Raw genomic sequence first — 25,843 nt, 5'->3', positions numbered from 1 at the left:
GCACGAAACCAAACGGTTGATCGACAACGGTCAACGCGTGGTCAGCGCCGTTCGGTTGGCCACCGGCCAGCTTACGTCATGGTGACGAACTCTTCCGCGCTCGTCGGATGAATGGCCACCGTGGCATCGAAATCGGCCTTGGTCGCGCCCATCTTCACGGCCACGGCGATCCCCTGCAGCATTTCGTCGGCGCCGTCGCCGATAACGTGGGCGCCAACGACAGTCTCATCCGGGCCGGCACAGACTAACTTCATAGCCGACGCTGTCTTGTTATTCAAAACACCGTGATAGAGCGCGACATATTGGCTGGTATAAACACGGATCGCGTCGTCGCCGTAGATACGGCGCGCCACAGCCTCGCTAAGGCCCACGGTGCCGATCGGTGGATGCGTGAACACCACGCTCGGGATATTGGTGTAATCAAGGCGCGCGTCGCGCTGGCCACCAAACAGCCGGTCGGCTAGATTGCGGCCGGCAGCGATCGCCACGGGAGTGAGCTCCGGCGCTGGGGTGACATCACCAAGCGCGTGGACGCCGGGCACACGCGTGTCTTGCCACTCATCAACCTCGATCGCGTGGCTTGAATTCGGTTCCAAACCGGCCGTCTCCAGCCCCAGATCGGCCGTATTCGGCTCACGGCCGACCGCCCATAGAAAACGCTCGAACGGCTGCGACGTCTGCCCATCGGTGAACGTCGCCTGAACCTGGCCGTCGCTGGTCTTGGCCAGCGCCGTCGTCTCGCGGTTAAATTGCACATCGATGCCGGCCGCCTGCAGATGCTCGATAAGTTTTTCACCGAGCATTGCGTCAAAGTCACGCAGCACATGTTCGCGGCGCAGCAGCAGCGTCACATGACTGCCGAGTTCGGCCAGCACGCCGGCCAATTCACACGCGATATAACCACTACCAGCGATCGCCACGCTTGCGGGCAATGCTTGCCACTCGAAAAACCCATCTGAGTCGGTGCCCAATTCGGCTCCCGCAATTGAGGGCCGTTGCGCACGACCGCCGGTGGCGATCAATACATGATTGGCGGCGTAATCGACACCAGACACACGCACTGTGCGCGGTGCCACAAACGCGCCAAAACCCGCGACATGTTCGACGCCGTCGGCCCGCAGATTACGTTCGTAAACGCCGTTCAAGCGCTCAATATAAGTGCGCCGATTGGCCACCAACCGCCCCCAATCGTGCGCCGGCCGTTCGCCGTCAAATCCGTAATCCACCGCGTGTTCGGCGCGTTCGGCAAAATCGGCGGCGTGCCACATGACTTTTTTGGGCACACAACCAACATTGACACAAGTTCCGCCCAGCCGGCCCGGTTCTACCAGCAGGACATTGGCACCGTGCGCGGCAGCTCGGCGCGCGGTCGCAATGCCACCACTGCCCCCGCCGAGCACGATCAGATCGTAGGATGCGGCCATATAAACAATCCATAGAGTGCGAGTCCAAATTATAGACTGCACGATAATCATCGCGGTGCGATGGCCGAAACGACTGCTTGATTCCAGACGACTCGGCCACACAACCATCTGAATAGCCATCAAAGAGCAAGCAATGGATACAAGCGAACGCGCGGACAACCCGCTAATCAATGGCGTCGAAGCCGGCACGCTGCCAGACTTCAACGCCATCACCCCCGAGCACGCTGAGCCAGCGGTCGAAGCATTGATCGCTGACGCCGAACAGGTTGTCGCCGGCGCGAGCGAAGTAACCGCCGATAACGCCTGGACCGATCTCATCGACCCGTTGATCCACGCCCAGGACCGTCTGGAGCGCACTTTCGGGCCGGTTTCTCACATGAACGCGGTCATGGACTCGCCGAACTGGCGTGACGCCTACCAGGCGTGCATCGCCCGAATCACCAATTTTTCCACCAACATCAGCCAGAATACGGCGTTGTATCAGGCCGTTGATGCACTCTATCGCGACTCGGCATTCACCAACCTCGACCACGAACAACAACGCGTAGTCGAACACTGGCGGCGTGATTTCGAACTGGCCGGGGTGGGCCTAGCGGACGACATCAAGGCGCGTTACAAGACAATTGCAACCGAACTGTCGAGCCTGTCGACAACGTTTTCACAAAACGTCCTCGATGCCACTCAAGCATGGCAGAAACAGATTACCGACGAGACCGCGCTAGCCGGTTTGCCCGAATCAGCGCGCAACCTTCTGGCACAAAACGCTAGCAATAAAAGCCTGGACGGCTGGCTGATCACGCTCGACGGACCGAGCGTGCAGGCCGTGCTAACCCACGCCGACGAGCGCGAACTTCGACGCGAAGTGTATACAGCATTTACTACACGCGCGTCAGACGCCGGCCCAAATGCTGGCAGCCACGACAACAGCACGGTCATGGCCGAAATCCTGGCGCTGCGCCAGGAAGCTGCCGGATTGCTCGGTTTCACCGATCACGCCGAACGTTCGTTGGCCACGAAAATGGCCGACTCTCCCGCACAGATCGAGTCCTTTCTTGGCGATCTAGCCACGCGCAGTCGGCCGCACGCCGAATCCGAGTTGGCCGAACTCCGCGAACTGGCACACGCCGATGGCATTGATACGTTGCAATCCTGGGACGTCGGCTATTACGCCGAACGACTCAAACAGCGCCGATTCGATGTATCCGACGAAGACCTTAAGCCCTGGCTGTCGGCGCCGGCCGTGCTCGATGGCCTGTTTCACGTCGTCCAGCAGCTCTACGGCGTCGTCATCACGCCCCGCGACGATATCTCAACCTGGCACCCGGATGTACGCGTATTCGACATCGCCGACGCCGATGGTCAAGTGCTCGGCACCTTTTATCTCGACGCTTACGCACGCGAGCACAAGCGCGGCGGCGCCTGGGTCGACCCGTTTCAGAGCCGTCGACGCCAAGCCGGCGATGACCAACGTCCAGCGGCGTTCGTGACCTGCAACTTCGCGCCACCGATTGGTGATGACCCCGCGTTACTCAGCCATACCGAAGTCGTCACACTGTTTCACGAGTTCGGCCACGCCTTACACCATCTTCTGACCCGCGTCGAGCAAGCCCCAATCGCCGGTATCGCGGGCGTCGAATGGGACGCCGTCGAGTTGCCGAGCCAGTTCATGGAAAACTTCTGCTGGCAACGCGAAGCGCTCGGTCTATTCGCTACTCATTACCAGACCGGCGAGGCGCTGCCGGCCGATATGTTCGCGCGACTGGCGGCCAGCCGCACACACATGGCGGGCTGGCAGACGCTGCGCCAGATTGAGTTCTCGCTTTTCGACCTGCGCCTGCACCGCGACACCGATCCCGACCCGGGTTCACGCGTGCAATCGACACTCGATGCTGTACGCGATGAAGTCGCCGTTTTACGGCCACCCGCCGACAACCGGTTCGCCCATGGTTTTGCGCATATCTTCGCGGGGCCTTATGCGGCGGGCTACTACAGCTACAAATGGGCTGAAGTGCTGGCCGCCGACGCGTTTGGTGCATTCGAAGCCGCCGGTGTACTCGATCGGAATACCGGAACGCAGTTCAAACGCGAGATTCTGGAACGCGGCGCGTCGCGCGATGCCGCCGACAATTTCGCCGCGTTCCGCGGCCGCGAACCCTCAATCGACGCCCTGCTGCGGCAAAACGGTCTGACCACTGACCACGCTGCCTAACGAATGAAATTCAGCAGCCCATGGCAACCATAGTTCATGACAACGCAAACTAGGCAGGAACGGCTCATGAGGTTGTTGGCCCAACCAACATAGTAGCCGTTCAGCCCACCGATTCCGGACCTTTTCTCGCCAGGAGCGCCCATGCAAGTCGCCACGTGGAACGTTAACTCACTCAATATCCGCCTTGACCACGTGCTGGCCTGGCTGGAAAACAACCCCATCGACGCGTTGGCGCTACAGGAAACCAAGCTCCCCGACGAGCGCTTTCCGAGCGACGCACTGGCGGAAGCCGGTTATTACGCCGCGTTCGCGGGCCAGAAGACATACAACGGCGTAGCGCTATTGGCTAAAACACCGCCGGTCGACATCGTGACCGCTCTCCCCGGTTTCGAAGATGACCAAAAACGCGTGCTCGCCGCGACGATCAATGGCGCGCGGGTCATCTCCGTCTACTGCCCCAATGGCTCGGCGCTCGATTCACCGAAATTCACCTACAAGCTCGATTGGTTCGCGCATCTTCGCGACTGGCTCGTCGACGAACTAAGCCGTCACGAGAAACTTGTGGTCACCGGCGATTTCAACGTCGCACCACGTCCGGAAGACACTTACGATCCCGACAAATGGGACGGCCGGATTTTGTGCTCGCCAGATGAACGGGCAGCGCTGAACGCGCTTATCGACACTGGCCTGACTGACTGCTGGCGCCTATTCGACGACCGCGAGGGCCGACACCGCTTCACCTGGTGGGACTATCGCGGCGGCGGCTGGCCCCAAAATAACGGCCTGCGCATCGACCATGTCCTAGCCAGCACCGCACTCGCCGAGTGCTGCCGCGATTGTCGCGCTGACGTCGGCGAACGGGGCCGCAAGCGCCCGTCCGATCACGTGCCGGTCATCGCCCAATTCGAGTGATCGCACCACGCCCCAAATACACAATTTCGCTGGGATCAGCGCGCCTCACATGAATCGGCCCATTTGCCGCATTAATAAAACCGGCGCGCAAACCGGCGCGCCGTTTCGTCGAGCGACGCGGCCGGGCCTGCCAACGTAAGGCGGTCGTTGGCGTGGAGCACCGTATCCGGGCCTGGAAAGATAACTTCGCCATCGCGCTCGATACTCTGGACGTACACGTCTGGCGTCATATGGATCGCGCGCAGTGCTTGCTCTCTAAGCCAGAAGTTGCGTAGCTTGACGACGCGGGTCCGGCGATCGCCGCCATCCGCATTCGCGGCCAGGCGCGCCTGGCCGGTCGTCAACAACGATTCCAGCAGCAGAACCCGAAAATTACTCGGGTTGATCACACGTGCCTCGGCTGCGGCAAATCGCGCGTTGAATGTCGGATCGCGCACCCAAGCCACGATATCGCGCACACCGTGGATGTGGTGCGCGATTTTGCACACTTGGAGATTATCGGTATCGCTGTCAGCCATGACGACGACAGCTTGGGCATCCTGAATATTGGCCGCACGCAGCGTCGTCACCAGTGCACTCGGCGGCGTCTGCGTGATTTGGTCAATGGGCGCATTCGGCAAATCGGTGACTTGCTGGACACGCAACGACTGGCGCGTCAGACGCTCGGTCAGCGCCGTGGCATCGTCATTCGAACCAACCACAAGCGTCAGCGGCGCCGGAATCTTTTCACGCGGCAAAATCCGTGCAAACGCGACCGGCGAAACGAAGCAGGTCACAATCGCGGTCAGCACCAGCGCAGCCTCGAGTTCCGGCCCAATAGCACCGATCTCGCGACCAATCGTAGCCACCGCAATGATCAGCGATAGTCGCGCTGAAAGCAGCGTGCTGGCAGCCAATGTCTCACGCCAGCCGTGGGCAAGCCGAAGGACTAGACCACCAACCAGTTTGACACTGAAGGCGATGGCGACCAGCAGGATGACCAACTCCAATGCTTCACCGGACTGCAACAGCGCCGGCAGGTCGAAACGCACACCGACCATAACGAAAAAAACGGGAATGAAAAAACCGTAGCCAATGGCTTCCAGTTTTTCCTTGAGGACCGATCCGTGATCACCCGCTAGAAGCGCCACGATGACGCCGGCTAGAAACGCACCGAGGATAGATTCAATACCCAGGCTTTGGGCCAAACCGATAAACACCAGCGCGATGGCCAGCGAGCCACGTACTTGGATCTGCGATGTTGCGGTCGACAACCAGGCGAGCAGTTTCTGCAGCGGTGGATGATTCGCGAAACGGCTGGCGAGCTGCCAGGCCACCACAAACGCCAGAATCAAAAGCAATATCAGCAGCGGCTCGGTGCTGAGGCCATTGCGCCGTATCAACACATAGGTGCTGATTAGAGTAATGGTCGCGAAATCGGCCACGAGTGAGCACATCAACAACGTCTGGCCATAGCGCGAGGCCATCAAGCCGCGCTCCTTCAACACAGGGGCGACGACGCCGAGCGAGGTCGTGGACAGGATCAGTGCCATCAACCAAGGGTTGTCGATCAGGCCAAGGTGCCAGATATAGAGCCCTGCCAGGAGCGAACAAAGCGCCGTGGCAACGAATACGAGCACCCCCAGAAAAAACGGGTTGCGCACCAACCGGCGAAAGCCGCCGACGCTACGCAGTCCGTCCCGACTGTGCCCCCCGACCTGGGAGAAATCCATCTCCAGTCCGCAGCAGAACATCAAATAGGCAAAGCCGAATACCGAAAGCACCTCGAGCACCGGTTCCTCATAAACCAGGCCGAAGCCACTCTGGCCAACGATAATGCCGGCGATGATTTCGCCCACAATCACCGGGATGCCGAATCGCCGCACCGGCGATAGCAGCACCGGCACGGCGAAGCTGATCGCGATGACAATCAATAATGGGACGAAGGACAAGTCGTTGGCGTGCACGTTGCGTCTCCGTTCCTAGGTCGTCGCTCACGCCACTTGGAGTGGCGTAATTCCAAATGCGCCGGATCTTCCGGCGTCGGGGTTACTCGGCGGCAGCTATGTCCAGGCGTTCTAGTGTTTCAAGCACGCTAACGGCGTCCTCAGCACCGGCACGCGGCTGACCACGATCGACCACGCGCGCTGCGAAATGCGCAAGCTCCGCGTACAGCGGTTCGGCGCTGTCGATCGGAACAACCTCGCCCCCCTCGTTGTGCGCTCTTGATTCAGCGTCGATCCAGCGCCTGAAAAGCGTCAACGTCTGCTCGGCCTCGTCGAAGACCAGCATACCGTGACTGCCACGCACAATCGTACGGCGCTGTGTCTCCGGCCACAACCAGGAGCAATGTAGATCACCGCGCACGCCACCGGCAAAAGTGAGCTGCGCCTGTACGTCATCGGCCACTGACAGGCCGAGCAAACGAAACGCGCTGCCCCTGACATGTGTCGGTGCACAGCCAATCAGATATTGCATCGCCGCCACATCATGGACGCCAAGGTCCCAGGTCACATTTTCATCAGGTCGCACGCGCCCCAGATTCAAACGCTCGTGACGCACCGCTAGAAGTGATCCCAGCTCGTTGTGGGCAATCGCGTCGGCGATACGTGTTATCGCCGGCTGGAAAAGCGACAGATGACCCACCATCAACACGCACCCGGCCGCCGCCGCGGCCGCCGCCATTTCCCGGGCCTGCTCGGCGCACGGCGCCATCGGCTTTTCGACAAACACGTCCTTGCCGGCGGCGATAGCAGCCAACGCGATCTCGTGGTGGGTATCGGTTGGCGTCACGATAGCCACGGCGTCACAATCAGCCGTGAGCGCCTGGTGCCAATCATCAAAACTGGCGACGTCCGGATAAGTCTCGGCATAAGCAGCAGCGCGTTCGGCATCGCCTTCAACGATACCGGCCAGCACCCCCAGCTCATAAGCATTGCGAATCACGTTGCGCCCCCAGGCACCACCGCCGATAACGATCAGGCGCACGTCATCGTCCTATGCACAGCCCGCGCAACATCAAAAGCGATCCAATCTATCAACACATACCTCCGATCCAGCCTCTTTACGTCCGAACAATGCTGACCTGTCCGGTTACGTGGATGTGGTCACCGTCCCCGATCGATACGTCATACACAAACCCATGGCCAGCCCCGGTCAACCGCCGAGCCGTTACCGGAAGTGCCGGCAGACGTGCGGGTACGGAGACCGCCAGCCCGCAAACGTTTTGCAACCCAGCCACAACGCCGCTGGGCACGGCCGTGGGGTCATGCCCGCGATCAATCAACGCAGCATGGGCACCCGCAGTCTGCGCACCATACTCCATGAGCGCGGCCGCGCTGAGTGAGCCGCCAAGCGCCAGTGGATGTTCCTGATCGATAAAGCTGCGGGTGCGGGCACCGATTGTTTCCGCATCCCAGTGCTCGATCGTCGCCAGCAACATCATCGTCCCCGTATGTGGCAACAGATCAGCCGGATCGACACCGTGGCCGCAATGGACATTCAGGGCGTCGATATTCATGTGGCGGGGCGCACGTCGAACGCCCAATTATCGATGTTGCCGGTTACGCTCGCGGTTTCAATGACCGCGGTCTCTGTACGACCGGTGGCAAGCGCACGCAGTAATGGCAGGCTGCGCGCTGCCGGGTTGGCCGCGTGTAATTTCTGCAGATCTGTATCGGCCATTGGCGCCGGCCGGTCCGAGCTCGGGCGCGGATTGCTGAGCACAGCCAGCGCCTCGGCCGGCGCTGCAGAAAGCCAGAGCGCGACCGCAAAATCAGCGTGAATAGGTTGGCGCGCATCATGCAATGGGCCACTGCCTTCGGCATCGTAGACAACCAACAAGACATCGTGGCCGTCACTCATCACCACACTCCAAGCTTCGAGCAGCGCCATGGCGAATCCAGACCGGCCGGCAGCCAGGCTGGTCGCTTTACCACGCCAGCCGGTAGCGATGCCCCAATAGCCGGCGGGCGCATTGTGTACAGAATTATGAAACTTAGTTGGCGAAATGAGCGGCTCAGGCGCTGTGACCGCCCGGCACATATGTTCGGCAATGGTGACATCGCCACCGGCGGACGCGAACACGGCGTCCATCGCTGGTACCGCGCTATCTGCATCGACGATTTGTTCAGCGACGCGGAAGGCTAGCTTGACCGTCGCGCCCGCCCGGCGAGCTTCGTTGCGCGGCAATAGTGTCGGCTTAAAGCGCGCAAGCGGGACCGCTGCATAATTTGCGTTGCCGGCCAGTACGGCGCGGGTTTCTGGCCAACCATCCAGCCCCGGCGCGGCCACACCGACGGCGTTGACGAACAGCGCCATTAATCCCCGCCCCGCTCGAATATCAAGCTGGCGTTGCTACCACCGAAGCCGAACGCGTTGCTCATGACATAGTCAGGGGCAGCGGCCCGCCCGGTCGTCAATATGTCGATCCCGAGTTCCGGATCGGCTTGCCGCGTATTGTGGGCGTGGGGCAACCATCCGCGCTCGGCCGCCAAAAGCGCAATAACGGCTTCGACAACGCCGGCCGCGCCAAGTGTATGCCCAGTCCATCCTTTGGTTGAGGCCACCGGCGTCGCGCTCCCCAGAACACGCGCTACAGCTTTAGCTTCAGCCACGTCGTTGGCCGGGGTAGCGGTGCCATGGAGGTTGCAATAACCGATCGCCTCGGGCGTGAGGCCCGCATCATCTAATGCGCGCGTCATTGCTAACGCGGCGCCCGCGCCGGTCGGATCGGGGCTAGCCATATGATAAGCATCACTGGACTCGCCAGCGCCGGCCAACCGGGGCGCGTCCGCCACAGCATCAGCGTTCGGCACTAACAATGCAAAACCAGCAGCTTCGCCGATCGAAAGCCCATCGCGATCCACATCGCCTGGGCGGCAAGGCTCGGCCGAGACCAGTTGCAATGAATTAAAGCCATGCAAAGTGGTGCGACACAAACTGTCGACGCCGCCCACTAAAGCCGCGTCGCACAACCCGGCATCCATCCATCGCTTGGCGGCAGCAAAGACTTTGGCACTGGACGAACAAGCCGTGGATACGACGAACCCCGGGCCAGTTAAACCCAGCCGCGCACGCAGATAGCCACCGAGCGAGTCATAGGCATGGATCTGCTCATAGCAGAACCAATCCGGCAGCGTGCCATCGTCACCAAGTTCGGCAAACGCGGCTTCAGTCGCACCGATACCCGAGGTGCTGGTGCCCATGAACACGCCGATTCGATGGTCAGCGTAACGCGCTCGAGCCCTCGCCAATGCATCAACAAATCCATCCTGTGCCAGCCCTAGATCGGCCAGCCGATTGTTGCGACAATCCCAGGCAGTAAGTTCGGCCGGTAGCGCGTGGTTATCCACCGTGTGCACGCGTCCTATCCGGGTCGGGATAGTCACACCATCGAAATCGCACGCCGACAGACCATCGCGGTCGGCGCGCATGCCCGCCCAGAGGGCTTCGACGCCACAACCGAGCGCAGTCGTCGCCGTAAACGCGGCGATGGCCGGGCCAGACGCACGGACGCCCCGTTCGCTTGGATGGTGGTGTGTCTTAACAGGCGTCAATACCAAAAATCGAAGAAGTTGAACCAGTTATACGGCGCGGACTCAACATAGGTCGCCAATCGATCCGCATACTGCTGCGCATAGCGGTTGGCAGCAAGCATGCGTTGGCCTCGTGGCAGACATAGGTTGTCACCGAAATACTCACCATAAAGATCGTAACGGTTGCCGCCACGATGAACACCGAAAGCTAACAGCACCGGTGCGTCGGTAAGGCCGGCCAGAAGCCACGGTGACGCCGGGAATGGCGCGCGTCCCCCCAGAAAATCGCAGTCAACCGTGCGCTCCCCGGGCTGGACACGATCGGCCATCAGACCCACCAGTTCACCGGCGGCCAAAGCATTTTGTACACGTAGTGCACGGTCGACATCGGCGGTCGAAGTATCGATAACCGGCTGTGTCTCGCCCCGGCCGATCGCTTCCAGGGCGGCGTTGGCCTTGGCGCCAGTTTCGCGATCCATGACGATGCGCAACGTCACATCGGGGTTGTGAGCGGCCAGCGCACGCAATACTTCGAAGCTGCCAACATGCGACACGAGAACCAATGCGCCGCGGCCCTGACTCAGGGCGGCAGTAAATTGTTCGACACCGTGCGTGACGATGCGCAACCGATGCTGCTGGGCGAGATGTATGTAGATGCGATCGATCGAGACTGTACCGTAGCTCTCGAAATGCCGCCAGACATGCCACCATCGCGCGCGCCGTCCGAGCATGCGCGACAGATATGCTCTAGAGGCACGCCGGGCGCGCGGCGCGGTCAGCACGAAATACAGCGCAGTGGGCCAGATGAGTACTACGCGCGTTACGTGGCGCCCACACCAGCGGGCAGTCAAAGTTAACAAGCGAAGCGCGAGCCAATTGCTACGCTCGCGCTGCTCGGTCCAGGCCTGCGCCATCAGTCGATCAGACGCCGTTGTCGGACAATACTGCGCCGTTTCATCCCTCGTCCTCGCCATCCGATGCCGTAATCAACGTGCCCACAGCGACCTCGACCTTGTCGGCTTGGCACGTGAACCGTATCCGTGCTCGGCGCGCTTGTCGCCAGTCGACTTCGCAAGTCTGGCCCGGCAACAGCGGCCCCGGAAACTTGACGCGCCGAATTCCGTCGATGCGAACGCCGTCGGCCGCAGTAATCAGATGGATTACACGGTCAACGATGACCACACCCGGCACTAACGGCTGGTCCGGAAAGTGGCCATCGATGCAGGCAGCGCTCGGATCGATACGAAACTGAGCCATCAACCGTCGGCGGTATTGGCCGGCGCCACCCGCCCTAGCAAAGACTCCAGCGACTCGCGTGTGAGCTTGCCGACAGCATTGCGCGGGAGTTGCTCGACACACACTAATGGGCGCGGAACGAACACCGGATCGACGCGCTCGGCAAGTGCGGTCGCAATCTCTTGGGCGCACATGTGATGACTGACGACCAACGCCCGCGGCCGACCGCTACGGCTGGCAGCAGCGGCCGTGAGAACGGCAGCATCCGTTACGCCGTCGATCTCCAGGAGCATGGTCTCCAGCGCGCTCCGCGACAACCGCTTACCGCCAACCTTGAGCAAATCCGACGCCCGGCCGAGAAAACGAAAGCCGTAGTCGCCAACCGGTTCAATGGCATCGCCAAGCGGCTGCGGTTCGGGCAGCTGGGGGCCAATAGCTTGCCAACCACCCGCGTCAGCAGCTTGCAGACGGACACCGTCGTACAAATACCAGTCGCCTTCGATGGTACGCCGGCTGGCGATGCTGCCCGTTTCGGTGCTGCCGAAAATTTCCTCGATCGGCGTGCCCCAGCGATCTTCCAGCGTTGCGGCCAACTCGGCGGGCAGCGGCGCAGTGGCCGACACCACACGGCCGAGGTTGGGAAGTTCGACGCCCGATTCAGCCAACGCACGCAAGTGAACCGGCGTGGTGATCAGTAGTGTCGGCGCCGGGAGCACGGCCAATGCGTCGCGAATCGCCCAGGGTGTAAAAGGGCGTTCGGCAGCAACCGCCAAACCACAGCACAGCGCCGGCAAAACCGTGGTTTCGAAACCATACATATGGTTGGGCGGTACGGTCGCCACGGCGACTTCGTCACGCGCAGTGCCAAAGAATCGGTCGCGATACTGGTGCGCCACGGTCACCATGTCCGCCCAATATTTGGCGTGCGATTGCGGCTTGCCAGTGGTCCCCGAGGTAAACACCCGAGCAACGCAGTGCGTCGATGCAATCCGCGGCACATCGCCGGCCGCCGCCGACGGCGCGCATCGCTCGGCTGCGGCGACGTCGTCGTCATCGATCCGGTCTGCATCCGGGTAATCGGCAGTCAATTCAGTCAGCTCGCCGTCGTTGGCCGCCGGCGACAATAGGTTGCTACCGCCGGCCAAACACACCGCAGCAAATGCGAGCGTGAAGCGAGAGCGGTCGGCGCAGCAATTGATGTAATCGCAGCCAGGAGATAGGGCTTCGGCCAAGGTTTCGATAACAGCCAGTGCCCGGTCGTGACGCACGGGCTGGCCAGCAACCCAAGCAAACGTGCGTTCCGGTTGGTACCCCACAATCAGGGACTGTGTGTTGTCAGCCACGGCTGCGCATCACCTGTGACCAATCGATATGCAGCATCGGCCGGATCTGATCCAACCAATCACCCTCTACGTCATCGGCCATCGATTTCTGCCGCCAAACCAATTCGCCGATAAACGCCGCGGCCACGACCAGATAGTTCACCCCGTTGGCGAACAGCGACCACACAGCCGGCGACGCGAATAGCACCAGCACTATATTTTCCGCAATCAAGGCGCCGAACACACCGCACCAAAAAACGGTGACACCACGCGTGTAACGCCGAACCTCGGGCGGACACGACCCGCGCACGGCTTCGGCCGCGCGCGTAGCCACCGGCGTACGGCCAGGCAAAAGGCTTGCTGCAAACACACTCAAAAGTCCGGTCAAGGCACAAATCGGCGCGGCGTAGAACAACAAAACACCGCTCAAGAAAAACGCGACAAGCGCGGCAGCGACCAACGCGACAATCAAGTTCAATGCAGCCACGACATTTGGCCGCCGCAAGCGCGGCCAGAAACTGCCTAATATCAAGCTAGCCAGGGCGGCAAAGGTTAGATTACGCGAGTGCGCGACAACTGCCACGTGCACCAGAATCGGGTAGGCGATTAGTAACGCAAGCCCGCCGGCCAAGCGCAACCGCGTCGCCACACCGGTCACGCGCTTTCGGCGCGGGCCCGCCGGATATAATCAGCGAGCGAAGCGAGAGTGGCGAAAACTTGGCGATTGCGTTCGTCATCCGCGCGCAGCTCCACGCCGTATTCCTGGTTGACCGCCAGTGCAATCTCGAGCGCGTCGATGGAATCAAGGCCGAGGCTGTCGGCGTTTTGCCCAAACAAGGGGTCATCGCGGCCGATCGAGGCCGGGTCGACATCGTCGAGTTCCAACGCTTCGACCAGCAGCATGGCCAGGCCTCGCTCGAGTTCGCTCTGATCACTCATATTCCGATGGGAATCTGTATTACTAGAAATCGACTGCCGCAGAGCACTTGGGTGACGCTGGCCCGTGGCCTTAAGCTGCCACGCGTTATATATAAGCGGGTATTCTACCGCATGCTCGATACAATCCAAACGAACCGTGTTTTACGTATTGGTCGATCCATGGCGGCGTCGCCCCGCGACAACCATAAGCGACGATTCTGCAACGCGTGGCTCGACATAGCACACGACCAGGCCTTGGAGTGACAAAAGATTCTCGCCAACGATTTGCGCGCGCGGCCGGCACCGGGCTGTGTTTTATCGCTTTCGGTACCGGCGGCCTCCTTGTCGGCATCCTCGTCCTGCCGCTACTTCGGCTCGCGCCTATCGGCCACGTGAGGCGGCGCGATCACACGCAAGCCCTCATCAGTCGACTGTGCCGCTATTTCATAGGGATGACGCGCGCGCTCGGCTTGCTCGCCGACCGCATCGAGCACGCGGATCGCCTCGATCATCGCGGGGCGGTCATCGTCGCCAATCATCCGTCATTGATCGACGTCGTTTTACTGCTCGCGCGACTCGAGCAAGTGGACTGTATCGTTAAGCCGAGTCTGCGTTTCAATCCAGCGACTGCCATCGCCGTACGCATGGCCGGCTACATCACGCGGGCCGAAGGACCGACACTGGTCGACCGCTGTTGCGAATCACTTCGCAATGGGCGGCGGTTACTACTTTTCCCGGAAGGCACCCGCAGCGTGCCCGGACAACAGCTAAAACTCGAACGCGGCGCCGCACGAATCGCGCTTGCCGCCGGTGCGCCACTGGTGCCGGTGGTCATCCACATACAGCCGCGGGTGCTGACCAAGCGGCAGCGTTGGTATCATGCAGCGGCGAGGCGGGTCGACGTCCAAATACACGTCGACGAACCGTTTAGCGTCGACGCGTATCTGGATTCGACGCACAGCACAGCCGTGGCAGCCCGCCGACTAACCCGCGAGCTCGGCGACTATTTTAGGCGCCGACTGACAACCGCGGATGCTCCGGAATGAGGAGCTGCGAAACAAGATAGGTTACCAGTGCCAAACACCGACATAATCGAACAGGTTCGCTTGGAGATTGCACGGATGTTCGAGATTTCGCACGAGTCGATCCAGCCGGATTCACGCCTGTACGAAGATCTTGACATCGACAGTCTCGACGCCGTGGACTTAATTGGCGAACTGCGTCGCCAGACCGGCATCAGCGTTGCTCCCGAACGTTTTCGCCGGGTGCGCACAGTCCAGGATATTGCCGACACAATCGTGGCAATCGAAGCCAATCACGAGCCGAGTGATTGAGCACACGTTCTATAGTCCCGACGAAGCGGGCCGGTCTTCGCGGCAACCTGGATGAGTGATCTCGAAACAGCCACGGTCGACATCGACGTGCCATTTTTCGACGTCGATTCCATGAACATGGTCTGGCACGGCCACTATGTGAAGTACTTCGAGCTCGCCCGCTGCCAACTGCTAGAACAACTCGGCCACGATTACCAGGCGATGTTCGACGCGGGTTACGGCTGGCCCGTGGTCGACATGAAAATCCGCTACATGCGCGCGCTTGTCTTCAAACAGCCAGTTTGCGTCGCCGCCACACTGACCTACTGGCAGCACCGCCTTAAGATTGGCTATAAAATCCGCGACCGGCGGGATAAAACGCTTCTTGTACGCGGTTCGACGACACAAGCACCGATCGACCTGGCAACCGGCGAACTGATCGCCGAACGCCCGGCCGTGGTCGGCCGGGCACTTGCAAGCACAGGGATCGAATGACCGCACGGCACATGGCGACCTCTATCCTTTGCAGCGCGGCGTTAGTGAGCGCGTTGTTCACGCATAGTGTGGCCTCGAAACCTTCGCTTTTGCAGTCCAGCGCATCCGATAAGCAACCAGTCGTGCGCGGCGATTTCACGCAAAAAAAACACCTAAGCGGCATGGAAAAACCGCTGATATCCCACGGCCAGTTTGTGCTTGCCCGTGGGCGCGGCCTGATCTGGCGTGTCGTCAAACCGATCGAGACGACGCTGGCAATCACCGACAAGGCACTCGTCCAACGACGGGACGGTCAGACCGTCAAACGCTTGTCACAGGCCGATCATCCCGGGCTCAAAGTCGTAAGCAGTCTGATGCTGGCAGTATTCAATGCGGATCTGAGCCAGTTGAAAAACACCTTCCACGTCGAGCGCCGAGAAGGCCATGGCGACGGCTGGCGATACCAATTGATGCCACGCACGGACGCGGTCAAACAGGTCGTGCAAAAAATTCGCGTGCGCGGTGATCAGCAGCTCCGACAGATCACCATCAAACGGTCGAACGGTGACAAAAGCGTCATCAAATTATCGCCGCACACGACCCAACATCCCAAACCGCTATCGGCGCAAGAAAAACAACGCCTCGGCGGCCGATGACCGAACGGCTAACACGCCGCCTGAGCGCCAGCATCTGGGGAGTCGGCGTGCTGACGCTGGCCGCGATCATCACCGCGCTGGCCACCACCGGCAGCCTGAATCTACAGACCCGACTGACCGACCTGCTGCCCGCGCCCCAGCAGTCACCCGCGGTCACACGCGCAACAGCCCAACTTGCCAGTCAAGGTGACGACCGGCTGGTTATCCTCATTCACGCGGATAACCGCGAGCAACGTCAGCGTGCGGCCACGGTGGCAGCCGATAAATTGCGACAATCATCAGCATTCGCACACGTGGCCGCCAACGGGGCTGAGCTCATTTCGCCCGGGACCCGCGAAAAAATCCGCCATCTGTATTTTTCGCACCGGTTTCATCTGCTCGCTCCCGACGACCGCGCCGCGCTGGCGCGTCTTGCCGAGCACCAGGACACCGACAATACCGCCGCGCGCGATCACTTCCTCCAACGTGCGCGGCGCCGCCTGGCCACGCCCGGCTTCGCCAGTGGCCAACGTTTTTTGGCCGACCCGCTGGGTCTGTCACGCGCCATGGTCCAACACACCCGCCGCAACACGGCACCGGGCATCTCGACCACGCCAAGCGGCCAACTCACCGCGACCGGACCGGCGGGGGAACACTTCGCCGTGATCTTGGCAAAAAGCCAGGGCAATCCCTTTTCAATGACCGGCCAAAGCGTCGCCCGAAAGGTGATCGGGCAAGCGCGCGACGCTGTGCATCAAGTCACGCCGGATGCGAACGTGCTGATCTCCGGTGCGATCCGTCATGCAGCTGTGGCCAGCGCCCGCGCGCGCTTTGAAACCACGGTAATCGGCCTCGGCTCGCTTGCTGGGATCATCCTGTTAATGCTCTGGTTGTTTGCCAGCCTACGACCGCTGGCCGGCAGTCTTTGTGTCGTGGCCGGCGGTGTTCTGACTGCGATAGTCGCCACCCGGCTTATCTTCGGCAACATCCACATATTCACCGTGGTGTTCGGCGCCAGCCTGGTTGGCGTGGCGGTTGACTACTGCCTACATTTTTTCGCCGAGCGCTGGCGACACCCCGATTCCGGGCATGCGCTTCGTGCCATCGCGCCGGCGATCACACTGGGGCTGGTCACAAGTGCGGCAGCCTACGGTGGTATGGCCATCGCGCCCTTCCCAGGCCTTCGTCAGATCGCCGTATTCACGACTTTCGGGCTCGCTGGCACCTGGCTCGGTGTCATGCTGCTCCTACCCGGCCTGGGCGGAACGCCGCCACGACGCGGGGTCGCGCTTGGCTGGGCCAGCATATGGCTGAGGTCTGGCCCAGCATTGCTGGCACGTCAGCGGCCCCGGACGGTTATCGCTGCGCTGGTCTTCGTCATTGCAGGTGCATCGATCGTCACCGCTATCGCACTGCATCCGGACGATGAACTCGGCTCGCTCTACAATCCGCCATCGTCGCTCATCCAGGCCGACAAACAGATCGCCCGCGTGCTCGGCGCCTCGGCAACTGGACAAGCCATTTTGATTCGCGGCCAATCGCGCGCGCAGACACTGGCGCGCGAGCAGGCACTCGTTGCTCAGTTGACACAGTCGCAACATCTTGCCGCTCGGGTGCGCGCGATCACAACTGCTTATCTGCCGCCGGACATACAGCAAAAAACTTATAGTCGTTTGGCAGCAACGCTCTATGCGTCGGCCGGGCCAGTAATTAAGCTCCTGCAGCATACTGGCTACCCGTCGCGTCTGGTTAAACGTCAGCAGCGCACGTTCAATGCGCAACGCGGCGACGTCTTGGAGTTCAAGACATGGCTGGCTTCGCCCGCCGGCCGCCCTTATCGTTCACTCTGGCTCGGCCATGTATCAGGCCGTTACGCCGATCTCGTACAGATCCAAAGCGTGGCGGATCAAACGCGATTGGAAACTACCATCAACGACGCCGATGGCGCGATGCTTATTGATCGGCCTGCGCAAATCTCAAACCTATTGCAGCATTATCGACGCTCGGCGACTTGGCTACTCGGCGCGGCGTATGGGATGGCTTGGGCGTTATTGTCGGTTTTTCTCGGCGTACGTCGCGCGGCATTGATTGTTGCAGCGCCACTGACCGCGAGCCTGTTAGTCAGCGCGTTGTTCGCCATCACCGGGTGGGCGTTCACCATCTTCAACGTCATGGCGTTGCTACTGTTGCTGGGACTGGGCGCGGACTACGGCATTTTCCTGCGTTTTGCTGGGCGCGACAGCGCGCCCACAATGACCGCAGTCGCCGCGTCGAGCACAACCACGGTCGCCGCCTTCGGCCTATTAGCGGCTTCAGCCACGCCGCCATTGCATCAGTTCGGCGTGACACTCGGCCTGGGGGTCGTACTGACATTTCTGATCACCAATCTGACCAGTGCCCTGGGACGGCAGAGTGGGTAACATGGCGCCATGAACGATGCCATCGAAAGTGATGTCGCCATCATCGGCGCTGGTCCAGCGGGCAGCACTGCCGCGACGTGGCTGGCCGATCGGGGCTGGCATGTGCGCGTCGTCGAACGTTCGCATTTCCCCCGTTTTGCAATTGGCGAATCTTTGCTTCCCAAATGCATGGACTGCCTCGCTGAGGCCGGTCTACTCGAGGCAGTCAGGCATGCCGGTTATCAGATCAAGCGTGGGGTGCGGTTCGGACGCAGCAATCGCATGGGACGTTTCTACTTTGCCGACGCCGCAGGCACGAATTGGGATTGGACCTGGCACGTCCAGCGCGCTGATTTCGATCAACGGTTGGCTTCGGAGGCGAGCCGACGCGGCGCGATTGTCGGTTTTGGCGAGACCGTCGAGTCGATCGATCGCACATCGCCGGGTGCGCCGCGGCTGGGGATCCAGAATGACAGCGGCGAGTCATTCGAACTGTCGGCGCGCTTCGTTCTAGACGCCAGCGGCGCCGGGCGCGTACTTCCCAAATTGCTGCATCTGGAAGCCGAGGCCGACGGCCCCGACCGGGCTGCGGTCTTCACGCACGTCGCCGACGGCATCGAGCACCCCGATCTGCGACGCGATGAGTTGATGATTACCGTTCATCCTGAGCGCGCCGACGTCTGGTACTGGCTCATCGCTTTCTCCGATGGTCGCGCGTCGATCGGCGTGGTTGGCGACAGCACGTTCATCGCGAATCAAGGCAAAGACGCTGCCGCGCAACTGCGAGCGCTTATAGCTGCCGAACCGCAGATTGCCGAGGCTCTGGCAAATGCTACGTTCGATCGGCAGACGTTTTCGGCCAAGCAGTTCGCGACGCCGGTCGACCGCTTGTTCGGGCAGGACTTCGCACTGCTCGGCAACGCCGGCGAATTCGTCGATCCCATCTTTTCGTCCGGCGTCACGGTCGCACTTCAGTCGGCGATCAGCGCCGCTGAGCTCGTCGACCGTCAACTCGGCGGCGAGTCGATCGACTGGCAGACGGATTTTGAGCACCCGCTTCGCGCCGGTCTCAATGTATTCCGGGCTTACGTCGATGCTTGGTACGACGCCAGCCTGCAGGACGTGTTCTTTACACCGTATCCACCCTCCGACGTGCGTCAACGCGTGGGCTCCATCCTCGCCGGCTATGTCTGGAACGGCAACAATCCATTCGTCGTGCAGCCAAAGCGTCGCCTGCGGACACTCTGCCGCCTCTGTGCTACGTAAACGGCGCGCGTCGATCCCACCCGGTATTTTCCGGTGTGTTTCAGTCAGCTTGACGGGTGCATGGCTGATACTCGTCCTTGTTGGCTGCACAACACGACCGGCGCCCTTACTGAAACCATTGGACCCCGGTTCGGCCGAGCACACCGGAACCAGCCGCCAAGTCGTATCCTTCAAACGCGGCAACCGGACACATCGGCTACAGATCGTTATGCAACTGTCGTCATCACGCCTGCGGTTGATCGGCCTGTCGCCGCTCGGGCAGCGACTTTTCACGCTGGCATCCGACGCTAGTGGTGTAACCCTCGACGCGCCGTCAACAAAACTCGCCAAACTGGATCCGCGGCGGATCGTATCGGATCTGGAACTAGCCTATTGGCCGCTATCAGCTATCCGGAGCGCGTTGCCAAGCGCCCGCCGGATTGAGCAAAACAACCATGCCCGCCTCGTCTGGCAGGACCACGAACTTGTCTGGCTAGCGATCCACGACGGCAACGACCGTTGGCAGTCACCGGTAAAGATTTACAATCGCGTGCTGGACTACACATTACACGTCGCGCCTGTATCCGCTTCGGAGGCCGACGCCAATAACTGACGACGACACCATGGCCGAAACGATACTGGTGACCGGCGCCAGCCGGGGGATCGGGCGTGCAACCGCACTCCGGCTAGCCGACGACGGCTTCGACGTGGTCGTAGCTTACCGTCGACAGAGCCAGGCGGCCGAAGCCGTTGCAACCGCCGTGCGCGAACGGGGCCAAAACGCACGTGTACTCGGGTTCGACGTTGCCGACCGTGAAGCCACGCGCAAGAGCCTGCAAGACGATGTGGCGGCCTACGGCACCTACTACGGCGTGATCGTGAACGCCGGCATCACCGACGACGCCGCTTTTCCCATGCTCACCGACGAAGCTTGGGATCAGGTTCTGCATACCAATCTCGATGGTTTCTATAACGTGGTCAAACCCCTGGTCATGCCCATGATTCAAGCGCGACAACCGGGGCGAATCGTTGCCATTGGCTCGGTAGCCGGGCTGGTCGGCAACCGCGGACAGGTCAATTACAGTGCCGCCAAGGCCGGCTTGATCGGCGCCGTAAAGTCCCTAGCGTTGGAGCTCGCCAAGCGCCGCATCACCGTCAACTGCGTTGCGCCCGGCTTGATCGCAACCGACATGACCCATGACGCCGAGCAGATGCGCACTTATATCCCCCAGAAGCGCATGGGTCAGCCCGAAGAAGTCGCGGCGGCGGTGTCCTTTTTTTGTTCACGCGATGCCGATTACATTACGCGGCAAGTGCTGGCCGTCGACGGAGGCCTAACGTGAACACCGACACGCGACGCGTCGTCGTTACCGGCATGGCCGGTATTTCACCGTTGGGCAATGAGTGGCCGAGCATGCGCGACGCGCTCTTCGCGGGCCATTCCGGCATTCAGAAAATCGAAGAATGGGATCGATACGCGGGCTTGAATACTCGACTCGGAGGCCGAGTCAACGAACTAACGCTGCCGTCGCATTTCAACCGAAAAACTAAACGCACCATGGGCCGTGTTGCACAGATGGCGACCCTATCGGCCGAACGCGCGGTGATGGACGCCGGCATCCAGGATGATCCGGTGCTGACCAATGGCCAAACCGGCGTCGCATATGGCTCGTCCACCGGTAGCCCAGATGCCGCTATGGACTTCGCGCGGATGTTGATTGAAGACAACGTCGAAGGCGTCAACGCCACGACCTATATCCGCATGATGTCGCATACAACTGCGGTGAACATCGCACTCTATTTCGGCCTAACCGGACGCGTGGTTCCAACATCCAGCGCCTGCACGTCCGGCAGCCAAGGCATTGGGTATGCTTACGAGGCCATCAAGTATGGCCAACAAACCTTGATGATCGCGGGTGGCGCCGAAGAACTCTCGGCAACTGAGGCCGCGGTATTCGACACGCTATATGCAACCAGCGTGCGCAACAATGCACCAAAAACCACGCCGCGGCCGTTCGACGCCGATCATGACGGCTTGGTTATCGGCGAGGGTGCCGCTACATTAATCCTCGAGGAACACTCGCATGCGGTAGCGCGCGGCGCACCGATTCTGGCCGAAATCAAAGGTTTTGCCACTAATTGCGACGGTGCGCACGTCACCCAGCCCAACCCGGACACCATGGCCGCCGTTATGCGCGCTGCACTCGACGATGCGCAGCTTCATGCCGACGCAATCGGCTACGTCAACGGCCACGGTACCGCCACCCCGACCGGTGACGTTGCAGAAAGTCACGCAACCCACGCCATATTCGGCAAAAAACCAGCATATGCCACGCTCAAAGGGCATATCGGCCATACGCTCGGCGCCTGTGGCGCACTCGAAGCCTGGGCCACCATCAATATATTAAACGATGGACGAGCGCCGCCCACGCTGAACCTCGATGCGCCGGATCCTGACTGCTCAGAACTCGGCTGGATCGACCCAGCCGGCTGCCAACTAAGCACCCCCATTGCCTTGTCGACCAACTTCGCATTTGGCGGCATCAATACCGCATTGGTTTTGGCGCATTCGGGGTAAACGGCCTATAAGGCTAGTGCGCTAAATGCTGCGCCACGCCTTAACGCCTTTTTCTAATAGTCCCTGCGACCTTTACGTATAAGGAATATCGATTCGATTGCCTTCGCCGGGCTTTATGAGAATCCATGAAAAAGCCCCAATGCGATTCGCATTGGGGCTTACTTATTAAGAGCCTGGCGGTGTCCTACTCTCACACGGGGAGACCCCGCACTACCATTGGCGCTGATCGGTTTCACTTCCAAGTTCGGAATGGAATTGGGTGGTTCCCGATCGCTTTGGCCGCCAGGCAAAACGGACAACAATTCAAATGCAATCAAACACTGTGCCACTCAAAAACGCAAAAGCGCTTGAGTGTTATATGACCAAGCCACACGGGCAATTAGTACCAGTAAGCTCAACGCGTTACCACGCTTATACATCTGGCCTATCAACGTCCTCGTCTAGGACGACCCTTCAGAGCCCTCGCGGGGCTAGCGAGATCTTATCTTGAGGCGGGCTTCGCGCTTAGATGCTTTCAGCGCTTATCCCATCCGTACGTAGCTACCCGGCAATGCCACGGGCGTGACAACCGGCACACCAGAGGTACGTCCATCCCGGTCCTCTCGTACTAAGGACAGACCCTCTCAAATCTCGAACGCCTACGGCAGATAGGGACCGAACTGTCTCACGACGTTCTAAACCCAGCTCGCGTACCACTTTAAATGGCGAACAGCCATACCCTTGGGACCTGCTTCAGCCCCAGGATGTGATGAGCCGACATCGAGGTGCCAAACTCCGCCGTCGATGTGAACTCTTGGGCGGAATCAGCCTGTTATCCCCAGCGTACCTTTTATCCGTTGAGCGATGGCCCTTCCACACAGAGCCACCGGATCACTAAGACCTACTTTCGTATCTGCTCGACCCGTCAGTCTCGCAGTTAAGCGCCCTTTTGCCTTTATACTCGTTGCGCGATTTCCGACCGCGCTGAGGGCACCTTTGCACTCCTCCGTTACCATTTGGGAGGAGACCGCCCCAGTCAAACTACCTACCATACACTGTTCCTGATCCAGGTCATGGACCAAGGTTAGAACCTCAAATATCTCAGGGCGGTATTTCAAGGATGGCTCCACACCGGCTAGCGCCGGCGTTTCTAAGCCTCCCGCCTATCCTACACAAAGATATCCGAGATCCAGTGCAAAGCTATAGTAAAGGTGCATGGGGTCTTTCCGTCTTGCCGCAGGAACACTGCATCTTCACAGCGATTTCGATTTCACTGAGCCTCGGGTGGAGACAGTGTGGCCATCGTTACGCCATTCGTGCAGGTCGGAACTTACCCGACAAGGAATTTCGCTACCTTAGGACCGTTATAGTTACGGCCGCCGTTTACCGGGGCTTCGGTCAAGAGCTTCGCAACAAGTGCTAACCCCATCACTTAACCTTCCGGCACCGGGCAGGCGTCACACCCTATACATCCTCTTACGAGTTAGCAGAGTGCTGTGTTTTTAGTAAACAGTCGTAGCCACCTGGTCACTGCGGCCCTGATCTGCTTGACCCGACTAGGGGCTACACATACTGAGGGCGCACCTTCTCCCGAAGTTACGGTGCCATTTTGCCGAATTCCTTCACCCGAGTTGTCTCATACGCCTTAGGATTCTCACCTAGTCCACCTGTGTTGGTTTGGGGTACGGCCTGCATGATCTGTAGCTTAGAGGCTTTTCCTGGAAGCCGAGTATCAGTCACTTCGCGCCCTTGGGCACTCGTTATCACGCCTCAGCGTCACCCTCCGGATTTGCCTAGAGGGCCTGCCTACACGCTTGAACCGGGGTTTCCGTCGCCCGGCTGACCTAACTTTCTTCGTCACCCCATCGCAATCATGCGAGGTACGGGAATATTAACCCGTTTACCATCGGCTACGCCTTTCGGCCTCGCCTTAGGAACCGACTCACCCTGCGCCGACTAGCGTTGCGCAGGAAACCTTGGACTTCTGGCGGGCAGGTTTTTCACCTGCCTCATCGTTACTCACGTCAGCATTCGCACTTCCGATACCTCCAGCATGCCTCGCAGCACACCTTCACGGCCTACGGAACGCTCCTCTACCACGTATAGAAACTATACGTTCGCAGCTTCGGTGCATGGCTTTAGCCCCGTTATATCTTCCGCGCGAGCCGACTAGATCAGTGAGCTATTACGCTTTCTTTAAAGGGTGGCTGCTTCTAAGCCAACCTCCTGACTGTCTTTGCCTTCTCACATCGTTTACCACTTAGCCATGACTTTGGGACCTTAGCTGGCGATCTGGGTTGTTTCCCTTTCCACTACGGAAGTTAGCTCTCGCAGTGTGTCTCCCGTGATTACACTTGCCGGTATTCGGAGTTTGCCTCGGTTTGGTAAATCCTTTCGGACCCCCGAGCCGAAACAGTGCTCTACCCCCGGCAGTGACACACGAGGCGCTACCTAAATAGCTTTCGAGGAGAACCAGCTATCTCCGGGCTTGATTAGCCTTTCACTCCGATCCACAACTCATCCCCTAATTTTTCAGCATTAGTGGGTTCGGGCCTCCAGTCGGTGTTACCCGACCTTCACCCTGGCCATGGATAGATCGCCCGGTTTCGGGTCTACTCCCAGCAACTGTATGCCCTATTAAGACTCGGTTTCCCTACGCCTACCCTTGACGGTTAAGCTTGCTACTGAGAAGTAAGTCGCTGACCCATTATACAAAAGGTACGCCATCACCCGTTCGAAAACGGGCTCTGACTGCTTGTACGCACACGGTTTAAGGTTCTGTTTCACTCCCCTCAACGGGGTTCTTTTCACCTTTCCCTCACGGTACTCGTGCACTATCGGTCGACAGAGAGTATTTAGCCTTGGAGGGTGGACCCCCCATGTTCAAACAGAGTTACACGTGCTCCGTCCTACTCGATTTCACCCCACACCAGCTTTCGCTTACCGGGCTGTCACCGTCTATGGCTGAACTTTCCAGAACATTCAGCTAGCGGGTGTTGGGCTTAAGGGCTAGTCCCGTTTCGCTCGCCGCTACTTCGGGAATCTCGGTTGATGTCTATTCCTCCGGGTACTTAGATGTTTCAGTTCTCCGGGTTTGCCTTACATAGCTATGTATTCACTATGCAATAGCCGCCTAAACGGCTGGGTTTTCCCATTCGGAAATTTCCGGGTCAAAGTCTGTTTGCCGACTCGCCGAAACTTATCGCAGGCTACCACGTCCTTCGTCGCCTTCTGTCGCCAAGGCATCCACCATGTGCGCTTGGTCACTTGGTCATATAACCTCAAGCGCTCTCGCGCTCAAGATTAGATGAGCAACTCATACATTCTTTCTGTTAAGAATGCAGTGTTCGATTGCATTGAATTGTTAAACAACGGTGACTCAAGGTCACAGCAATCAGCGATTGCTCTGACCTCGATCATGAGTCGACATTGGTGGAGCTGAGCGGACTCGAACCGCTGACCCTCTGCGTGCAAGGCAGACGCTCTCCCAACTGAGCTACAGCCCCTTGGCTTATGTATTGCCGTGGTCTGCGCCACACCTGCCAGCCAGTTAGTATTATACAACTAGCCAGCCAATCAGCAACGCAGAGCAGCGCCAGATGGTGGGTCTGGGAAGACTTGAACTTCCGACCTCACCCTTATCAGGGGTGCGCTCTGACCAACTGAGCTACAGACCCAATCTT

The 25,843-nt window shown here is 59.9% G+C and carries 22 protein-coding genes, 2 tRNA genes and 2 rRNA genes; 11 read left to right on the top strand and 15 right to left on the bottom strand.

Annotated elements, in window-relative coordinates:
- Nucleotides 1–71: 71 nt before the first annotated feature.
- Nucleotides 72–1,424 carry a glutathione-disulfide reductase gene (gor, locus tag HKX41_09360; GenBank protein ID NNC24356.1) on the bottom strand — a complete coding sequence of 451 codons (1,353 nt, stop codon included), beginning with the start codon at nucleotides 1,422–1,424 and terminating at the stop codon, nucleotides 72–74.
- A 133-nt stretch (nucleotides 1,425–1,557) separates the two neighbouring features.
- On the opposite strand from gor, the gene HKX41_09355 reads away from it, so the two are divergent.
- A complete protein-coding gene (locus HKX41_09355) occupies nucleotides 1,558–3,633 on the top strand; it encodes a M3 family metallopeptidase (GenBank protein ID NNC24355.1) in 2,076 nt (691 codons plus the stop codon).
- A gap of 141 nt (nucleotides 3,634–3,774) precedes the next feature.
- The gene (xth, locus tag HKX41_09350; protein NNC24354.1) at nucleotides 3,775–4,545 is read left to right on the top strand and encodes an exodeoxyribonuclease III; all 771 of its coding nucleotides are present in this window, start codon (nucleotides 3,775–3,777) and stop codon (nucleotides 4,543–4,545) included.
- Nucleotides 4,546–4,616: 71 nt separating this feature from the next.
- On the opposite strand, the gene HKX41_09345 is transcribed toward xth, so the two are convergent.
- The 10 genes from HKX41_09345 to HKX41_09300 form a co-directional block, all read right to left on the bottom strand.
- Entirely contained in the window at nucleotides 4,617–6,491 is a 1,875-nt protein-coding gene (locus HKX41_09345) for a hypothetical protein (GenBank protein ID NNC24353.1), read from the bottom strand.
- Between the two features lie 82 nt (nucleotides 6,492–6,573).
- Nucleotides 6,574–7,503, bottom strand: a complete 930-nt coding sequence (locus tag HKX41_09340; GenBank protein NNC24352.1) for a Gfo/Idh/MocA family oxidoreductase — start codon at nucleotides 7,501–7,503, stop codon at nucleotides 6,574–6,576.
- 85 nt (nucleotides 7,504–7,588) lie between these two features.
- A complete protein-coding gene (locus HKX41_09335) occupies nucleotides 7,589–8,044 on the bottom strand; it encodes a hypothetical protein (GenBank protein ID NNC24351.1) in 456 nt (151 codons plus the stop codon).
- Nucleotides 8,041–8,844, bottom strand: coding sequence for a 3-oxoacyl-ACP synthase (locus HKX41_09330; GenBank protein NNC24350.1), 804 nt, complete (start codon nucleotides 8,842–8,844; stop codon nucleotides 8,041–8,043). Before HKX41_09330 ends, HKX41_09335 begins: the two co-directional genes overlap by 4 nt.
- Complete coding sequence (locus HKX41_09325; protein NNC24349.1) at nucleotides 8,844–10,019, bottom strand: beta-ketoacyl-[acyl-carrier-protein] synthase family protein; 1,176 nt, start codon at nucleotides 10,017–10,019, stop codon at nucleotides 8,844–8,846. The genes HKX41_09330 and HKX41_09325 overlap by 1 nt, the downstream gene beginning before the upstream one ends.
- A 59-nt stretch (nucleotides 10,020–10,078) precedes the next feature.
- A complete protein-coding gene (locus HKX41_09320) occupies nucleotides 10,079–10,975 on the bottom strand; it encodes a hypothetical protein (protein ID NNC24348.1) in 897 nt (298 codons plus the stop codon).
- Nucleotides 10,976–11,015: 40 nt separating this feature from the next.
- The gene (locus HKX41_09315; GenBank protein NNC24347.1) at nucleotides 11,016–11,318 is read right to left on the bottom strand and encodes a hypothetical protein; all 303 of its coding nucleotides are present in this window, start codon (nucleotides 11,316–11,318) and stop codon (nucleotides 11,016–11,018) included.
- Nucleotides 11,318–12,640 (bottom strand): acyl-CoA synthetase, encoded by a 1,323-nt coding sequence (locus tag HKX41_09310; GenBank protein ID NNC24346.1) that lies wholly within the window; start codon nucleotides 12,638–12,640, stop codon nucleotides 11,318–11,320. Before HKX41_09310 ends, HKX41_09315 begins: the two co-directional genes overlap by 1 nt.
- The gene (locus HKX41_09305; GenBank protein NNC24345.1) at nucleotides 12,633–13,277 is read right to left on the bottom strand and encodes a hypothetical protein; all 645 of its coding nucleotides are present in this window, start codon (nucleotides 13,275–13,277) and stop codon (nucleotides 12,633–12,635) included. The genes HKX41_09310 and HKX41_09305 overlap by 8 nt, the downstream gene beginning before the upstream one ends.
- Nucleotides 13,274–13,558 carry an acyl carrier protein gene (locus tag HKX41_09300; GenBank protein ID NNC24344.1) on the bottom strand — a complete coding sequence of 95 codons (285 nt, stop codon included), beginning with the start codon at nucleotides 13,556–13,558 and terminating at the stop codon, nucleotides 13,274–13,276. The genes HKX41_09305 and HKX41_09300 overlap by 4 nt, the downstream gene beginning before the upstream one ends.
- Nucleotides 13,559–13,797: 239 nt before the next feature.
- On the opposite strand from HKX41_09300, the gene HKX41_09295 reads away from it, so the two are divergent.
- The 9 genes from HKX41_09295 (at nucleotide 13,798) to HKX41_09255 (ending at nucleotide 22,181) form a co-directional block, all read left to right on the top strand.
- Entirely contained in the window at nucleotides 13,798–14,583 is a 786-nt protein-coding gene (locus HKX41_09295; GenBank protein NNC24343.1) for a 1-acyl-sn-glycerol-3-phosphate acyltransferase, read from the top strand.
- 75 nt (nucleotides 14,584–14,658) lie between these two features.
- Nucleotides 14,659–14,871 (top strand): acyl carrier protein, encoded by a 213-nt coding sequence (locus tag HKX41_09290; protein ID NNC24342.1) that lies wholly within the window; start codon nucleotides 14,659–14,661, stop codon nucleotides 14,869–14,871.
- 51 nt (nucleotides 14,872–14,922) lie between these two features.
- On the top strand, nucleotides 14,923–15,345 hold the full coding sequence (locus HKX41_09285; GenBank protein NNC24341.1) for an acyl-CoA thioesterase: 423 nt from the start codon (nucleotides 14,923–14,925) through the stop codon (nucleotides 15,343–15,345).
- A gap of 11 nt (nucleotides 15,346–15,356) precedes the next feature.
- Nucleotides 15,357–15,980: an outer membrane lipoprotein carrier protein LolA gene (locus tag HKX41_09280; protein ID NNC24340.1), complete on the top strand. Its 624-nt coding sequence runs from the start codon at nucleotides 15,357–15,359 to the stop codon at nucleotides 15,978–15,980.
- Nucleotides 15,977–18,379 carry a hypothetical protein gene (locus tag HKX41_09275; GenBank protein NNC24339.1) on the top strand — a complete coding sequence of 801 codons (2,403 nt, stop codon included), beginning with the start codon at nucleotides 15,977–15,979 and terminating at the stop codon, nucleotides 18,377–18,379. The genes HKX41_09280 and HKX41_09275 overlap by 4 nt, the downstream gene beginning before the upstream one ends.
- A 9-nt stretch (nucleotides 18,380–18,388) precedes the next feature.
- A complete protein-coding gene (locus tag HKX41_09270) occupies nucleotides 18,389–19,624 on the top strand; it encodes an FAD-dependent oxidoreductase (GenBank protein NNC24338.1) in 1,236 nt (411 codons plus the stop codon).
- Between the two features lie 49 nt (nucleotides 19,625–19,673).
- Nucleotides 19,674–20,216, top strand: a complete 543-nt coding sequence (locus tag HKX41_09265) for a DUF3261 domain-containing protein (GenBank protein NNC24337.1) — start codon at nucleotides 19,674–19,676, stop codon at nucleotides 20,214–20,216.
- 10 nt (nucleotides 20,217–20,226) lie between these two features.
- A complete protein-coding gene (fabG, locus tag HKX41_09260) occupies nucleotides 20,227–20,946 on the top strand; it encodes a 3-oxoacyl-ACP reductase FabG (protein ID NNC24336.1) in 720 nt (239 codons plus the stop codon).
- Nucleotides 20,943–22,181 carry a beta-ketoacyl-ACP synthase gene (locus HKX41_09255; protein ID NNC24335.1) on the top strand — a complete coding sequence of 413 codons (1,239 nt, stop codon included), beginning with the start codon at nucleotides 20,943–20,945 and terminating at the stop codon, nucleotides 22,179–22,181. Before fabG ends, HKX41_09255 begins: the two co-directional genes overlap by 4 nt.
- 171 nt (nucleotides 22,182–22,352) lie before the next feature.
- Here the strand turns inward: HKX41_09255 and rrf are convergent.
- From rrf to HKX41_09235, 4 genes are all read right to left on the bottom strand, one after another.
- A 5S ribosomal RNA gene (gene rrf, locus HKX41_09250) occupies nucleotides 22,353–22,468 on the bottom strand.
- A 58-nt stretch (nucleotides 22,469–22,526) separates the two neighbouring features.
- Nucleotides 22,527–25,440: ribosomal RNA gene (locus HKX41_09245) — 23S ribosomal RNA — on the bottom strand.
- A 150-nt stretch (nucleotides 25,441–25,590) separates the two neighbouring features.
- Nucleotides 25,591–25,666, bottom strand: a tRNA-Ala gene (locus tag HKX41_09240).
- Between the two features lie 94 nt (nucleotides 25,667–25,760).
- Nucleotides 25,761–25,837: transfer RNA gene (locus HKX41_09235), tRNA-Ile, on the bottom strand.
- Between the last annotated feature and the right edge of the window lie 6 nt (nucleotides 25,838–25,843).

The sequence above is a fragment of the Salifodinibacter halophilus genome, from assembly GCA_012999515.1.
Classification (GTDB): domain Bacteria; phylum Pseudomonadota; class Gammaproteobacteria; order Nevskiales; family Salinisphaeraceae; genus Salifodinibacter; species Salifodinibacter halophilus.
This window is presented reverse-complemented; position numbering and strand designations above follow the sequence as displayed.

Coding starts and splice junctions, on each gene's coding strand:
- HKX41_09300 (NNC24344.1), bottom strand. CDS start 13,558: ATGAGTGATCAGAGCGAACTCGAGCGAGGCCTGGCCATGCTGCTGGTC.
- HKX41_09335 (NNC24351.1), bottom strand. CDS start 8,044: ATGAATATCGACGCCCTGAATGTCCATTGCGGCCACGGTGTCGATCCG.
- HKX41_09280 (NNC24340.1), top strand. CDS start 15,357: ATGGCGACCTCTATCCTTTGCAGCGCGGCGTTAGTGAGCGCGTTGTTC.
- HKX41_09315 (NNC24347.1), bottom strand. CDS start 11,318: ATGGCTCAGTTTCGTATCGATCCGAGCGCTGCCTGCATCGATGGCCAC.
- HKX41_09330 (NNC24350.1), bottom strand. CDS start 8,844: ATGGCGCTGTTCGTCAACGCCGTCGGTGTGGCCGCGCCGGGGCTGGAT.
- gor (NNC24356.1), bottom strand. CDS start 1,424: ATGGCCGCATCCTACGATCTGATCGTGCTCGGCGGGGGCAGTGGTGGC.
- HKX41_09270 (NNC24338.1), top strand. CDS start 18,389: ATGAACGATGCCATCGAAAGTGATGTCGCCATCATCGGCGCTGGTCCA.
- HKX41_09285 (NNC24341.1), top strand. CDS start 14,923: ATGAGTGATCTCGAAACAGCCACGGTCGACATCGACGTGCCATTTTTC.
- HKX41_09290 (NNC24342.1), top strand. CDS start 14,659: ATGTTCGAGATTTCGCACGAGTCGATCCAGCCGGATTCACGCCTGTAC.
- xth (NNC24354.1), top strand. CDS start 3,775: ATGCAAGTCGCCACGTGGAACGTTAACTCACTCAATATCCGCCTTGAC.
- fabG (NNC24336.1), top strand. CDS start 20,227: ATGGCCGAAACGATACTGGTGACCGGCGCCAGCCGGGGGATCGGGCGT.
- HKX41_09355 (NNC24355.1), top strand. CDS start 1,558: ATGGATACAAGCGAACGCGCGGACAACCCGCTAATCAATGGCGTCGAA.
- HKX41_09320 (NNC24348.1), bottom strand. CDS start 10,975: ATGGCGCAGGCCTGGACCGAGCAGCGCGAGCGTAGCAATTGGCTCGCG.
- HKX41_09275 (NNC24339.1), top strand. CDS start 15,977: ATGACCGAACGGCTAACACGCCGCCTGAGCGCCAGCATCTGGGGAGTC.